This window comes from Pseudomonas sp. GW821-FHT09C08, assembly GCF_059418125.1.
Map to the genome: position 1 here is coordinate 549,474 of NZ_JBWKPG010000004.1, position 13,358 is coordinate 562,831.

Sequence of the window (13,358 nt, forward strand, 5' to 3'; positions counted from 1 at the left end):
GAGGCCGCGAAGGCGGTGTGTCAGGCACAGAAGGACTGTCAGTGCCACCGCCTTCGCAGCCTCGCTAAAGCTCGACAGCATTTGAGCGTGTGTGCAGCTTAGAACGGTGCAGGGCACTCGAAGCGTGCGCGTTCGCCGCTTTGCGGATGGGTGAAGCTCAGCATGCTGGCGTGCAGGCACAGGCGCGGCCAGGCGGCCAGGGCTTGGTCGTGGGCGTAGAGCCCATCACCGAGCAATGGATGCCCGATCGACAGCATGTGCACGCGCAACTGATGCGAACGCCCGGTGATCGGCGTCAGTTCGACGCGGCACCAGTCGCCGCAGCGCTCCAGCACCTTCCAGAAGGTCAGCGCGTGCTTGCCGAATTCGTGGTCGACCACGTGGCGTGGCTTGGTCGGCGGGTCGTAGCGCAGGGGCAGGTCGATGCTGCCGCTGTCCAGTTCCGGCTGGCCCCAGGCCAGGGCGGTGTAGGCCTTTTCGGTTTCGCGGTCGTGAAACTGACGGGACAGTTCGCGGTGCGTATCGGCGTCCCGGGCGAGCAGGATGATGCCCGAGGTTTCCCAGTCCAGGCGGTGGACAATGCGGGCTTCGGGGTAGCCGTTTTCCTGCAGGCGCGTGATCAGGCAGTCCTTGTTGTCATCGGCGCGGCCAGGCACCGAGAGCAGCAGGGTCGGCTTGTTCACCACCAGGACAGCGTCGTCCTGGTGCAGGATATGAATAGTGGACAGCGGCATTAAACAGCCTCGTAACAAACGCCAACGGCGGCTCGCCCACCCGGCCCGTAAAACGGGTCAGGGTGAACGAGCCGCCGTGGCGGCCGCCTGTTCGATCAACGATCAGGCAGGGTGATATTGAGTTCCAGAATCGAGCAGCTGCCGTCATTTTCCAGGGCGACATGCACGTCATCGTTACCGATATTGACGTACTTGCGGATCACCTCGACCAGTTCCTTCTGCAAGGCCGGCAGGTAATCCGGAGTGCTGCGTTGGCCGCGTTCGTGCGCCACGATGATCTGTAGACGCTCTTTCGCTACCGACGCGGTACTTGGCTTTTTGTTGGCGCGAAAGAAGTCGAGAAATTTCATTGTTTAGTTGCCTCCAAAGATACGCTCGAAGAATCCCTTCTTCTTGACATCGAGGAAGCGATGTTCCACGGTCTTGCCCAGCAAGCGATCAACGGCATCGCTGTACGCCTGGCCGGCGTCGCTCTGGTCGTCGAGAATCACCGGCACGCCCTGGTTGGATGCCTTGAGCACCGCCTGGGATTCCGGGATCACGCCCAGCAGGGTCACGGCGAGGATTTCCTTGACGTCTTCAACGCCAAGCATTTCGCCATTGCTGACGCGCTCAGGGTTGTAGCGGGTCAGCAGCAGGTGTTCCTTGATCGGGTCCTGGCCTTCCTCGGCGCGCTTGGATTTGCTTGCCAGAAGGCCGAGCATGCGGTCCGAGTCACGTACCGAGGACACTTCCGGGTTGGTCACCACGATGGCTTCATCGGCAAAGTACATCGCCAGGTGAGCACCGGTTTCGATACCCGCCGGCGAATCACACACCACGTATTCGAAGGTTTCTTTCAGCTCGGCGAGGACTTTGCCCACGCCTTCTTTGGTCAGTGCATCCTTGTCACGGGTCTGGCTGGCGGCCAGCACGTACAGGTTCTCAAGGCGCTTGTCCTTGATCAGGGCCTGTTGCAGGTTGGCTTCGCCGTTCACCACGTTGACGAAGTCGTACACCACGCGGCGTTCGCAGCCCATGATCAGGTCGAGGTTACGCAAACCGACGTCGAAGTCGACGATGACTGTCTTGTGGCCGCGCAGAGCGAGGCCGGTACCGATAGCGGCGCTGGTGGTGGTCTTACCCACACCACCCTTGCCGGATGTAACCACGAGAATCTTGGCCAAGGTGTTTCACCCCTAAGGAAAAAGGACTTTTCAGTCCCTGAAAAACATCTCTTGGAACTCGCTGCAGGCGGGCAGCCCTAGTAGGAAAAAGATGTGGTTTCCGTAGGGGAAACGCCAACTTTCAATTATTCCTACGCAAGTCTTGCCGGTTTCGCTGTGCTATCAGAGTCTAGAGATGCTTGGAAAATGCGGCAGTATCCGTTAAAGACGGATGATGTTCAACACATCGCCCGACAGGCTGACCTGCACCCCGGCCCCCCACAGCGGATCACGGCGCAAATCTTCTGAAACCTTGTACTGGCCTGCGATGGACACTAGTTCAGCAGTCAACTGCTGGCAAAAAATACGCGCTTTGGTATCACCCTTGATGCCGGCGAGGGCACGTCCGCGCATCGGGCCGTATACATGGATATTGCCATCGGCGAGAAGTTCCGCCCCCGGACTGACCGAGGAGATCACCACCAGGTCGCCACCCTGGGCGTAAATTTGCTGCCCGCCGCGTACGGGCGAGGTGATGATCTTTGTAGGCTTGATCGTAGGCTCCGGAGGTTTTTCCGGTTTTTTCTTCACTTCGCCGACCAAAGGTTCAAGCGGACGCTCGCGCGCGCCGGATGGCGGCAGTACTGGCAGTTCAATGGCGATGGCGGCGGCGATGTCTTCGATACGGCTGGCGCGAATCGCCAGGGTACGCAGGCCATGGGAGCGGCACACACGCATCAGGCCGGGCAGGTCAATCGAGCCTTGGCCGGCCGGCAATTTGTCCAGGGCCAGCACCAGCGGGGCATTGTTGAAGAAGTTCGGCGCCAGGGCGACCTTGGCGGCGAGCTGGCGATCCAGGGCGTCGAGGTCGTTGCGGGCGAGTTCCAGCACGGTGATGGCGAGCATGCTGCCTTTCAGCTGGAACACGGGATCTTGGTCTAGCGGTTCGGTTTGGCTCATGGTCGGCAAAAGCGGCTTGTCACGAAAAGTGTCGAGACTTATAACGAGAACACTCACTGGCCGCAAGCCGAGTCGAACCGTTGTAGAATGCGCGGCCCTGTCTTTACCGGAATCTGTAATGGATCGCCCGCGTTTTCGAGCTGTATTTTTTCACCCGCGTTTTTGGCTGTTATGGCTGGGACTCGGCCTGCTGTGGCTGGTCACCCAATTGCCGTACCGCGCGCTGCTGACCATTGGTCGCCTGCTGGGAGCGGGCATGTACCGGGTGGCCGGTGAACGTCGGCGTATCGCCGCGCGAAACCTGGAACTGTGCTTCCCGGAAAAATCCGCCAAGGAGCGTAAGCGCCTGCTCAAGGAAAACTTCGCCTCCACCGGCATCGCCTTCTTTGAAATGGCCATGAGCTGGTGGTGGTCGCGTCAGCGCCTGGCGCGCCTGGCCCACGTCGAAGGCCTTGAACACCTCAAGCAGGCCCAGCTGGATGGCAAGGGCGTGATCCTCATGGCCCTGCATTTCACTACGCTGGAAATCGGCGCGGCCCTGCTGGGGCAGAAACACACCATTGATGGCATGTACCGCGAGCACGGCAACCCGTTGTTCGACTACATCCAGCGCCGTGGTCGCGAGCGTCACAACCTCGATTCGCTGGCGGTCGAGCGTGAAGACGTGCGCGGCATGCTCAAGCTGCTGCGCGCCGGCCGCGCTATCTGGTACGCACCAGATCAGGACTACGGCGCCAAGCAAAGCGTGTTCGTGCCGTTGTTCGGCATCCAGGCCGCCACGGTGACCGCCACCAGCAAGTTTGCCCGCCTGGGCAAGGCGCTGGTGGTGCCGTTCACCCAGGAGCGCCTGGCGGACGGCAGCGGTTACCGCCTGGTGATCCACCCGCCGTTGACCGACTTCCCCGGCGAAAGCGATGAAGTCGATTGCCTGCGCATCAATCAGTGGGTCGAGGCCTCGGTACGAGAATGCCCCGAGCAATACCTGTGGACCCATCGCCGCTTCAAGAGCCGGCCACCAGGCGAGCCTAAACTGTACGAAAAACGTCGTTGATAAGAGCGTGTGGCGGCTGCGCAGTCCTCCGGGAGCAAGCGCCCTCGCCACAAAGAACGAGCTTTCCCCACACGGAGTGATGCGATGCGCCCAGCTGAACCGGTTACAGGCTTGATTCTTTCCGGCGGCGGGGCGCGAGCGGCGTATCAGGTGGGGGTATTGGCGGCGATTGCCGAGCTGTTACCGCCGGGAGCGCCGAACCCTTTTCCGGTGATCGTCGGCACCTCTGCCGGCGCGATCAATGCGGTGAGCCTGGCCAGTGGCGCCATGGACTTCACCGCCGCAGTCCAACGTCTTACCGTGTTCTGGCAGGGCTTTCGCAGCCATCGGGTGTTACGCAGCGACTGGCCGGGGGTAATTCGCCAGGCGAGCCGGTTCTTTATCCACAGCCTGCTGGGCATCGGCGCCCAGGTACCGGTGGCGTTGCTCAATAGCGCGCCGCTGCGCGATTTGCTGCAGGAGCGGTTGAACCTGGACGGTATCGACGCAGCCATCCGCCACCAGCATTTGCATGCGGTCGCGGTGACGGCGTTCGGCTACGAATCCGGGCAGGCCGTGACCTTCTATCAGGGCGGCGGCACCATCGACGCGTGGTTGCGCCATCGGCGTATCGGCGTGCCGACGCAACTGACGGTTGAACACCTGCTGGCCAGTTCGGCGATCCCCTTGTTGTTTGCGCCGGTGAAACTCGACCAGGAATATTTCGGTGACGGCGCCGTACGGCAATCGGCGCCGATCAGCCCGGCCTTGCACCTGGGCGCCAGCCGAGTGCTGGTGGTCGGCGTCAGCGGCAACCCGCGGGGCAACGAGCCGTCGACGCAGCGCACCTACACCGGCCAGGAGCCGACGTTGGCGCAGATTGGCGGGCATATGCTCAACAGCACGTTCATTGACAGCCTGGAAAGTGATATCGAACTGCTGGAGCGCTTGAACCAGTTCAGCCACGTGTTGCCGGCGGATGCTGCGATACAGGGCCTGGCCCCGGTTGAAGTGCTGGTGATTGCACCGAGCCAGCCGATCGATGAAATCGCAGCACGTCATCGGCAGGAATTGCCGGCGGCGCTGCGCCTGTTCCTGCGCGGGCCGGGGGCGACCAAGACGAGCGGGGCGGGGGTGTTGAGCTACCTGCTGTTCGAGGCGGGGTACTGCAGCGAGTTGATTGAGTTGGGCAGGAAGGATGCGTTGGCCAAGCGCGAGGAACTGTCGAGGTTCTTAGGCCTGTCACCGGTCTAAAAATGTGGGAGCTGGCTTGCCTGCGATAGCGGTGTGTCAGCCACCGAATCTGCTGACTGATCCACCGCCTTCGCGAGCAAGCCCGCTCCCACATTTGTTTTGCAGTGTTATTTAGAAGTGGTACTTGACCAGGAAGCTCGCGGTGTCCTGGTTGGTCTTGAACGCGCCGGAATCTTCAATGCCGTACTTGTTCTTCCAGTAGTCGTACTCAAAGCCCACGTACAACTGCTTGTCGCCCCAGTGCAGCGCCTTGCCCAGGTCATATTTGACCTGTGGGTTGAAGTGCAGGTTGGCGTGGTAAGTGCCGCGCGCGTTCTTGTCGTTGTCCGTCACCCAATCCATGAAGCCGTCGATGAGGATGTCGGAGTTGCCGACCGGCACGGTGTACGACCATACCGGGGTGATTTGCCAGACGCCGTCACCCGGGCGATTGCCTTCGGTCTGGCGCTGGTAGAAGTTCAACTGGAAGTAGTCGAAACCGGGGATATTCAAATCAAAGCCTGGGCCGAGCAAGTACGACTCGTTGTCGCCTTCGCCGAACTCATAAGTGAAGGCCAGCAGGACATCCTTGATCGGACCGAATGACAAGTCCTTGTCGAAAATCTTGCCAAACGACAGGCGCGGGCTGAACTCACCGTAATAAGTATTGGGGCCGACATTGCCGTCTTCCTTGCCGTTGTAAAAGATGCGGTCGAGGAAGAAGAAGTTGTCGCCGTACTTCCAGGCGTCGGCATGTTCGAATGTCACGGTTTGTTGGATCTGCGGGTTGACGGTAAAGCTCTTGCCCCACAAGTAAGTCAGGCTGTTGTTCTGCCACTGCAACAGATCACCGGCCACGGCCTGGCCACCGGCCAGCAGGGATCCCGCCAGCATCAGGCCTTTGAACATAGGTTTCATTCGGTTGCTCCCGAGTTAAAGTTTTATGGTTTTTCTTCTACGCAGGCGCTCTGGTGTGGCGCCTTTTGGTTCGCTGCAAAAATCGTCTGTTCGGTCAGCTTTAATGCTTTTAGCAAGAGCTGCGCCAAGGTGTTTAAAAAGCCAAAAAATCCCCGTCGGCTGCATCGGATGCAGTCGAATATCGAGAACTTTTGCGCACTTTGGCAGCAGACATTGGGCCGGGGTAAGTTGGCCTTGCAGTCAGCTTTTACATTGGCTGTTTTTTTTTGAGTCGATTCGAGCGGGCGCGGAGAATACTGGCTCCAAAGCCTTGGCTCAAGTGCGCCGTTACAGAGCGCATGGGGCAGGAATGGGGCACGGCGGGTGGCCGGCCCCGGGTGAATGGCGTGCATGGGGCTGTTTCCTGTTCGTTGTTATTGTTGTTTTAACGAAGGAATCAATGCGTGTGGGCGACGACAGGGCGTTCAGCCCCGCCGAGTATGTTGAACAATATGTTCAGCGACAACGCGCTGAGGGTGGCCATGGCGATCCCGCTGTGGGTAATCGGGCTCATCCACAGTGGCAGTTGCGCGAAGAACTCCGGGCGCACCACCGGGATCAGGCCCATGCCGATGCTCACCGCCACCAGCAACTGGTTGCGGCGGTCGGCAATGTCGGCTTCCTGGAGGATCTTGATACCGGTGGCCGCGACCATGCCGAACATGGCAATCGCCGCGCCGCCGAGGACCGCCGGTGGAATCGACGCCACCAGGAACGCGGCCTTGGGCAACAGGCTGAGTACGATCAGGAAGGCGCCGGCCATCATGGTCACCGAGCGGCAACGCACGCCGGTCATCTGCACCAGGCCGATGTTCTGCGCGAACGAGGAGTGGGTAAAGGTATTGAAGAAACCGGCGAAGAATGACGCGCCGGCATCACACAGCAGGCCGCGGCGCAGCATCTTCGGCGTGACGTCCTGGCCGGTGATCTTCCCCAGCGCGAGGAACATCCCGGTGGATTCGACGAAAATGATCACCACCACCAGGCACATCGACAGGATCGGCGCCAGCTCGAACTTGGGCATGCCGAAATGCAGCGGCGTCACCACTTGCACCCACGGCGCCTGGGCCAGGCCGGCGAGGTCGACCATGCCGATGGCGCCGCACAAGGCGTACCCCAGGCCCATGCCGATCAGCACTGAGATATTGACCCAGAAGCCGCGCATGAAGCGGTTGATCAACAAAATGGTGGCCAGCACCAGGGCGGCAATCGCCAGGTAGATCGGCGAGCCGAAGGTGGCCGCTGCACTGCCGCCACCGGCCCAGTTCACGGCCACCGGAAACAGCGACAGGCCGATCGCGGTGATCACTGTGCCGGTCACCAGCGGCGGGAAGAAACGCACGACCTTGGACATGAACGGCGCGATCAACAGGCCAAAGAAACCGGCGGCGATGGTCGCGCCGAAGATTCCCTGCAGACCGATGCCGGGCATGCCGGCCATCGCGACCATGCTGCCCACGGCGGCAAAACTGGCGCCCATCATCACCGGCATGCGAATGCCCACCGGGCCGATGCCGAACGACTGCACCAGGGTGGCGATACCGGCCACCAGCAGGTCGGCGTTGATCAGAAAGGCGATTTCTTCACGGCTCAGGCCGGCGGCCTGGCCAATGATCAGGGGGACGGCGACGGCGCCACCGTACATCAGCAAGACGTGTTGCAGGCCTACCAGAATCAGTTGCAAGAGGGGCAGCCGCTCCATCGCGGGCGCGGCAGGGATCTGCGGTTCTAACTGGGACATGCAACACCTCGGATCTTTTTTATTTTTGTGTTGTTTGGAACGCAATCTTCGAAACTCAGCAAATCCCCTGTGGGAGCGGGCTTGCTCGCGAATGCGGTGGTTCAGCCACTGATGTGTTGGATGACACACCGCATTCGCGAGCAAGCCCGCTCCCACATTTGGACCTGTGTCAGGCTGTCAGTTGGTACGCGCCCCCTGATTGATCCATGTGCCAATCAAGTCACGCTCCTGCTGGGTCATCTGGGTGATGTTGCCCAACGGCATGATCTGGCTCGCCACGGCTTGCGCTTGAATGCGCGCCGCCTGCTGCTGGATCTGCGCCGGGGTATCGAACATCACCCCGGCCGGCGCGGTGCTGAACAGGGGGCTGGTGGGCTTGGCCGAATGGCACACGGCGCAGCGTTCCTGGATCACCCCGTGCACCTTGTCGAAATCAATCGTCGCCTGGGCCGGCGCAGGTGCAGGTTCTGCGGCTGGAGCAGCAGGGGCTGCGGGCTTCAAGCCACCGCCCAAGGCGGTTTCCGGCAGCGGCTGGTACTCGATCGCCGCCGGAGCCTTGGCCACGTCCGGAGCGGTCGCAACGGGCTTGGGCCCGGTCACATACGCCAGGCAAATCATCGCCAAGGCGCCCACCGGCAAGGTCCACGCGTACTTCTGGCTGTTGTGGCGGGTGTTGAAGTAATGCCGCACCAGCACTGCCGCCACCGCGATCCCGGCCAGGATCAGCCAGTTGTACTGGCTGCCGTAGGTGCTCGGGAAGTGGTTGCTGATCATGATGAACAGCACGGGCAGGGTGAAGTAGTTGTTGTGGCGTGAACGCAGCAAGCCCTTGGCCGGCAGGGCCGGATCCGGCGTGCGGTTCTCGGCGATTGCCGCCACCAGCGCGCGTTGCGCCGGCATTATGATGCGGAACACGTTACCGACCATGATGGTGCCGATCACGGCGCCCACGTGCAGGTACGCGCCACGGCCACTGAACACTTTGCTGAAGCCGTACGCGGCGGCAATCAACAGCACGAACAGAATGAAGCCGAGCAGGGCAGGGCGCTTGCCCAGGGCCGAGTCGCAGAGGAAGGAGTAGATGAACCAGCCGACGAACAGTGAGCCGATGCCCAGCAGCACGCCTTCCGGACCACTGAGGCTGCTGCCCGGGGCCAGCAGGTACAAGGTCGGGTTGGAGTAGAACACCACGCACAGCAGCGCGATGCCTGACATCCAGGTGAAATAGGCTTCCCATTTGAACCAGTGCAGGTTGTCCGGCATGGTCGGCGGGGCCAGTTTGTATTTTTCCAGGTGGTAGATACCGCCACCGTGGATAGCCCACAAGTCACCGGCCAGGCCGTCCTTGGGGTTGACGCGGTTGAGGTTGTTTTCCAGCCAGACGAAGTAGAACGAAGCGCCGATCCAGGCGACGCCAGTGATCATGTGAACCCAGCGCACGCTAAGGTTCAGCCATTCCAACAGATGTGCTTCCACAGTCTTTACCTCTCGCCTGTCACCCTTGTTGTCGGGTGATCCGGCCTTCTCTTATTGGTGGGGGGCGAGGATCAATCGCTCATCCTCTTTGAAGAAATGCTCATCGCAGTTATTGCCTGTGCCACTGCGATCAACCACCAGGAAGTCATCCCGCTTTTCGATCGTCAGCACCGGGTGGTGCCAGACGCCGCGATGGTAATTGATGCCCTGCCTGCCGTTGGTGACGAAGGCGCGGACCAAGCCTGATACAGGTGCATCGCCAAGTGGCGCGACCACGATCAGAAAGGGGTTGCCGAGCAGCGGGATGAAAGCCTGGCTGCCCAGCGGGTGTCTCTCCAGCATGCACACGGTCAGCGGCATATCCAGCGCGTCGGCGCGGAAGATGCTGATGATCGCGCTGTCTTCAGGCTGCGCGGTTTCTACCGTTGCCAGCTTGTGAAAGCGCATGGTCGACCCGTTGTTGATCATGAAGTGATCGCTGCCATCGGTTTCGATAACGTCTCCGAAAGGGGCGAAGGCTTCTTTGGTCAGGGGTTCGATCATCAGTGTGCGCATGGCTGTCTTCTTAAGTTTTCGAATTTGATGTTGTCTGGTCTACCGCTTTCGCGGGCAAGCCCGGCTCCCACATTTGACCGCGTACCCCTGTGGGAGCCGGGCTTGCCCGCGATTGGGCTCACCCTTGTTTCGCGACCTTGCCGAGAACGCGCAGGCGGCTCACACCGCCATCCGGGAACACGTTCAGGCGGATGTGGGTAATCGGGCCCAGTGCCTTGATCTGTTCGGCGAAGGTGTGTTCGGCGTGCATTTCCAGTTTCTGTGCCGGCAGCAGTTCGCGCCAGAACAGCGATTGGGTTTCGATCTGGCTGTCGGTGCCGCCCTTCACGAAAGCGCCCTGGATCGAGCAGGTGTCCGGGTAGTTGCCCTTGAAGTGCAGGGTGTCGACGATGATCTTCTCGATCTCGCCCGGGTGACCCAGCGCGACGATCACCCAGTCATTGCCTGGCGTGCGACGACGTGCGGTTTCCCAGCCGTCGCCCATGTTGATGCCACGGCCCGGGTTGAGGATGTTGCTCATGCGCCCGAAGTGTTCATCGGAGCACGCCAGGGCGCGACCGCCATTCAACGCGGCAGCCAGGTCGACCTGTTCGTTGTCGCCGATTGCGGACCAGTCGCGGAACGGCACGCCGTACACACGCAGGCGGGCCACGCCGCCATCCGGGTAGATGTTGAAGCGCAGGTGGCTGAACGCCTGGTCGTTGCTGATTTCGTGGTAGTGGTGGCTGTTGCCCTGCAGCTCGACGGCCGACAGCACTTCCACCCACTGGGTATTCTCATCCGGCTCGCCCGAGGCCAGGAAGCAGGCTTCCAGCGAGGCCGATGGCGGGTAGTTGCCGGTGAAGAATGAAGTGTCGATGTCCACGCCCTTGATCGAGCCCGGTACGCCCAGGCGGATCACCGCGCTGTCGTAGCCTTCGAAGCGCTTGCGGCGCGACTCCCAGCCGTCCATCCACTTGCCGTTGTCATCGAAAACGCCCTCCTTCCACACGGCCGGGGTCGGCTGGAACAGGCGGTTGGCGTCGGCGAACCAGTCATCGGTGACGGAGATGATCTTGGTGCCCAGGCGGGCGTCGGCCAGGTTGACGAACTTCTCGAAAGGTACGGCGTAAGCTTTCATTCTTCTTGTCTGCCTTAAATAGAGTGGCTTGGGATGCTCGCCAGGCCCTGGGCGTTCATGAACCGCTCGGGCCAGGTCTGCTTAAAGAGTCAGTAATCGGAACAACGCGATCTTGTTGATCTCGTCCAGCGCGCACTTGAACTCGGTGTCCACCGAGTTGTGGATGCGCGTTTCGAACGCGGCGAGGATCTGATGCCGGTTGCTACCTTTTACCGCCATGATGAAGGGAAACTTGAACTTGGCCTTGTAGGCGTCGTTCAGCTCGGTGAAGCGCGAGAACTCTTCGGCCGTGCATTGGTGAATACCGGCGCCAGCCTGTTCATTGGTGCTGGCTTCGGTCAGTTGGCCCTGGACGGCGGCTTTGCCGGCCAGGTCCGGGTGAGCGTTGATCAGCGCCAGTTGGCTGGCATGATCGGCGCTCAACAGGATGTCGCTCATGCGCTGGTGCAGGGTTTCGATCTGGTCGATCGAGGTGTCCTGGCCCAGGTCGTAGGCCTTTTCGGCCACCCATGGCGAATGTTCGTAGATGTCGGCAAAGGCTGCGACGAAAGCGTCGCGGCTCAAGGTCGAGGGTTTCAATGTCTTAAACGCAGTCATTTCGCAGCTCCCGTGTACGGGTGGGTTGCTTGCCAGTGACGGGCGATATCGACGCGGCGGGTGAACCACACCTGTTCGTGGCTTTTGGCGTATTCGATAAAGCGCTTCAACGCAGCCAGGCGCGCCGGGCGGCCGATCAGGCGGCAGTGCAGGCCGATCGAAAGCATCTTCGGCGCCTCGGCGCCCTCGGCGTACAGCACGTCAAAGGCATCCTTGAGGTACTCGAAAAAGTCATCGCCCTTGTTGAAACCCTGCACCTGGGTAAAGCGCATGTCGTTGGTGTCCAGGGTATAGGGGATCACCAGATGCGGCTTGCCGGTCGGGTTGTTGGGCTCCCAGTAGGGCAGGTCGTCGTCGTAGGTGTCGCAGTCATACAGGAAGCCGCCTTCCTCCATCACCAGCCGCCGGGTGTTGGGGCCGGTGCGCCCGGTGTACCAGCCCAGTGGGCGTTCGCCGGTCAGTTCGGTGAGGATGCGGATGGCTTCGAGCATGTGCTCGCGCTCCTGGGCCTCGTCCATGTACTGGTAGTCGATCCAGCGATAGCCGTGGCTGCAGATCTCGTGGCCGGCCTCGACCATCGCGCGGATCACATCCGGGTGGCGCTGGGCGGCCATGGCCACGGCGAAGATGGTCAGCGGGATATCGAATTGCTTGAACAGCTTGAGGATGCGCCACACGCCGGCACGGCTGCCGTACTCGTACAGCGACTCCATGCTCATGTTGCGTTCGCCCTGCAGCGGCTGGGCCGAGACCATTTCCGAAAGGAAGGCTTCGGACTCTTTGTCGCCGTGCAAAATGTTGCGCTCGCCGCCTTCTTCGTAGTTGAGTACGAACGACAAAGCGATGCGCGCCTTGCCCGGCCAGTGGGGGTGAGGAGGGTTACTGCCGTAACCGATCAGGTCGCGTGGGTAGTCAGCGCTCACTGCAGTCTTCCTTCTTGTTCGTGGTAGCAAGTGTGTGGCGGCCAGCGGAAAGACTGGGTGGCGTCACAGCGATGGGCTGATTGTATACAACTTGATGATCACTTTGTAAGCCTGTATTTCCGCATTTTTTCTCGGCGGTTGCCGCAGCTTAACACTGCAAGAAACTTGCCCGGTTGGTCAGTAAATGGATAAAAGGTCGTTTAAAAGCAAGGGGTGTTGAGTTTTTGAGCCTGGGGCGTGTGCTGGCAGGGGTGTCAGAAACTTTGTGATTTTTATTGTGTACAATTTTTATTAAAAGTGTCTTAATCAGCTCAACCACGACTTTTTCATGCCCCATAAGGGGGCGGCCTATTTCACTCAACGCAAGGGAGCCCCAACCCATGGGACGACTGACCACACACGTACTGGACGCAGCCCACGGCTGCCCAGGCAGCGCCATCCAGGTTGAGCTGTACCGCGTCGAAGGCGCGCAACTGGAGCTGGTCGCCACGGCCGTGACCAACAGCGACGGTCGCTGCGACGCGCCGCTGCTGCAAGGGGAGGATTACCGCAGTGGCGTCTACCAATTGCAATTCAGCGCCGGCGACTATTACCGCGCCCGCGGCGTGCAATTGCCACAGCCTGCGTTCCTCGATGTGGTGGTGCTGCGTTTTGGCATCAGTGCCGAACAGGACCACTACCACGTGCCCCTGCTGATTTCGCCTTACAGCTACTCCACCTATCGCGGTAGCTGAGTCGTCACCTCGCTTCACACCCCCAAAGCTCTTCGTTGGTTTTTCGCCCGCCCACACTGCGGGCTTTTTTTTGCCCGGGGCGCGTTCAATTATCTAGCGCCTTATCAGGGCGGGTGCTGCATAGGCTAGGTGTTTTCCTCGACGCAGATACCG

15 protein-coding genes are annotated in these 13,358 nt (G+C 60.7%); 3 read left to right on the top strand and 12 right to left on the bottom strand.

Annotation, left to right across the window (positions count from 1 at the left end):
- Positions 1-98 precede the first annotated feature (98 nt).
- From AC07OJ_RS17140 to minC, 4 genes are all read right to left on the bottom strand, one after another.
- Positions 99-734 carry a pseudouridine synthase gene (locus AC07OJ_RS17140; protein WP_495094852.1) on the bottom strand — a complete coding sequence of 212 codons (636 nt, stop codon included), beginning with the start codon at positions 732-734 and terminating at the stop codon, positions 99-101.
- Positions 735-829: 95 nt separating this feature from the next.
- On the bottom strand, positions 830-1,084 hold the full coding sequence (gene minE, locus AC07OJ_RS17145) for a cell division topological specificity factor MinE (protein WP_003175252.1): 255 nt from the start codon (positions 1,082-1,084) through the stop codon (positions 830-832).
- 3 nt (positions 1,085-1,087) lie between these two features.
- The gene (gene minD, locus AC07OJ_RS17150; protein WP_003175251.1) at positions 1,088-1,900 is read right to left on the bottom strand and encodes a septum site-determining protein MinD; all 813 of its coding nucleotides are present in this window, start codon (positions 1,898-1,900) and stop codon (positions 1,088-1,090) included.
- Between the two features lie 201 nt (positions 1,901-2,101).
- On the bottom strand, positions 2,102-2,839 hold the full coding sequence (gene minC, locus AC07OJ_RS17155; protein WP_065903444.1) for a septum site-determining protein MinC: 738 nt from the start codon (positions 2,837-2,839) through the stop codon (positions 2,102-2,104).
- A gap of 118 nt (positions 2,840-2,957) precedes the next feature.
- Between minC and AC07OJ_RS17160 the strand changes: the two genes are divergently transcribed.
- Positions 2,958-3,890: a lipid A biosynthesis lauroyl acyltransferase gene (locus AC07OJ_RS17160; protein ID WP_065903442.1), complete on the top strand. Its 933-nt coding sequence runs from the start codon at positions 2,958-2,960 to the stop codon at positions 3,888-3,890.
- Between the two features lie 84 nt (positions 3,891-3,974).
- Positions 3,975-5,123: a patatin-like phospholipase family protein gene (locus tag AC07OJ_RS17165; protein WP_495094853.1), complete on the top strand. Its 1,149-nt coding sequence runs from the start codon at positions 3,975-3,977 to the stop codon at positions 5,121-5,123.
- Positions 5,124-5,234: 111 nt separating this feature from the next.
- Here the strand turns inward: AC07OJ_RS17165 and AC07OJ_RS17170 are convergent, their stop codons facing one another.
- From AC07OJ_RS17170 to puuE, 8 genes are all read right to left on the bottom strand, one after another.
- Positions 5,235-6,020: an outer membrane protein OmpK gene (locus tag AC07OJ_RS17170; protein ID WP_065903436.1), complete on the bottom strand. Its 786-nt coding sequence runs from the start codon at positions 6,018-6,020 to the stop codon at positions 5,235-5,237.
- A gap of 23 nt (positions 6,021-6,043) precedes the next feature.
- Positions 6,044-6,412: a hypothetical protein gene (locus tag AC07OJ_RS17175; protein ID WP_141697272.1), complete on the bottom strand. Its 369-nt coding sequence runs from the start codon at positions 6,410-6,412 to the stop codon at positions 6,044-6,046.
- 44 nt (positions 6,413-6,456) lie between these two features.
- Positions 6,457-7,800, bottom strand: a complete 1,344-nt coding sequence (locus tag AC07OJ_RS17180; protein WP_065903433.1) for a nucleobase:cation symporter-2 family protein — start codon at positions 7,798-7,800, stop codon at positions 6,457-6,459.
- A gap of 177 nt (positions 7,801-7,977) precedes the next feature.
- Positions 7,978-9,276 carry a urate hydroxylase PuuD gene (locus tag AC07OJ_RS17185; RefSeq protein WP_106803058.1) on the bottom strand — a complete coding sequence of 433 codons (1,299 nt, stop codon included), beginning with the start codon at positions 9,274-9,276 and terminating at the stop codon, positions 7,978-7,980.
- Positions 9,277-9,327: 51 nt separating this feature from the next.
- Complete coding sequence (locus AC07OJ_RS17190) at positions 9,328-9,831, bottom strand: ureidoglycolate lyase (RefSeq protein WP_495094854.1); 504 nt, start codon at positions 9,829-9,831, stop codon at positions 9,328-9,330.
- A 118-nt stretch (positions 9,832-9,949) separates the two neighbouring features.
- Entirely contained in the window at positions 9,950-10,951 is a 1,002-nt protein-coding gene (alc, locus tag AC07OJ_RS17195; RefSeq protein WP_495094855.1) for an allantoicase, read from the bottom strand.
- An 81-nt stretch (positions 10,952-11,032) separates the two neighbouring features.
- Positions 11,033-11,548: a 2-oxo-4-hydroxy-4-carboxy-5-ureidoimidazoline decarboxylase gene (uraD, locus tag AC07OJ_RS17200; protein ID WP_065903423.1), complete on the bottom strand. Its 516-nt coding sequence runs from the start codon at positions 11,546-11,548 to the stop codon at positions 11,033-11,035.
- Positions 11,545-12,471, bottom strand: coding sequence for an allantoinase PuuE (gene puuE / locus AC07OJ_RS17205; RefSeq protein WP_495094856.1), 927 nt, complete (start codon positions 12,469-12,471; stop codon positions 11,545-11,547). The genes uraD and puuE overlap by 4 nt, the downstream gene beginning before the upstream one ends.
- A gap of 380 nt (positions 12,472-12,851) precedes the next feature.
- Here puuE and uraH point away from each other — a divergent pair, with 380 nt between their 5' ends.
- Positions 12,852-13,205 carry a hydroxyisourate hydrolase gene (uraH, locus tag AC07OJ_RS17210; protein ID WP_065903417.1) on the top strand — a complete coding sequence of 118 codons (354 nt, stop codon included), beginning with the start codon at positions 12,852-12,854 and terminating at the stop codon, positions 13,203-13,205.
- Positions 13,206-13,358 lie beyond the last annotated feature (153 nt).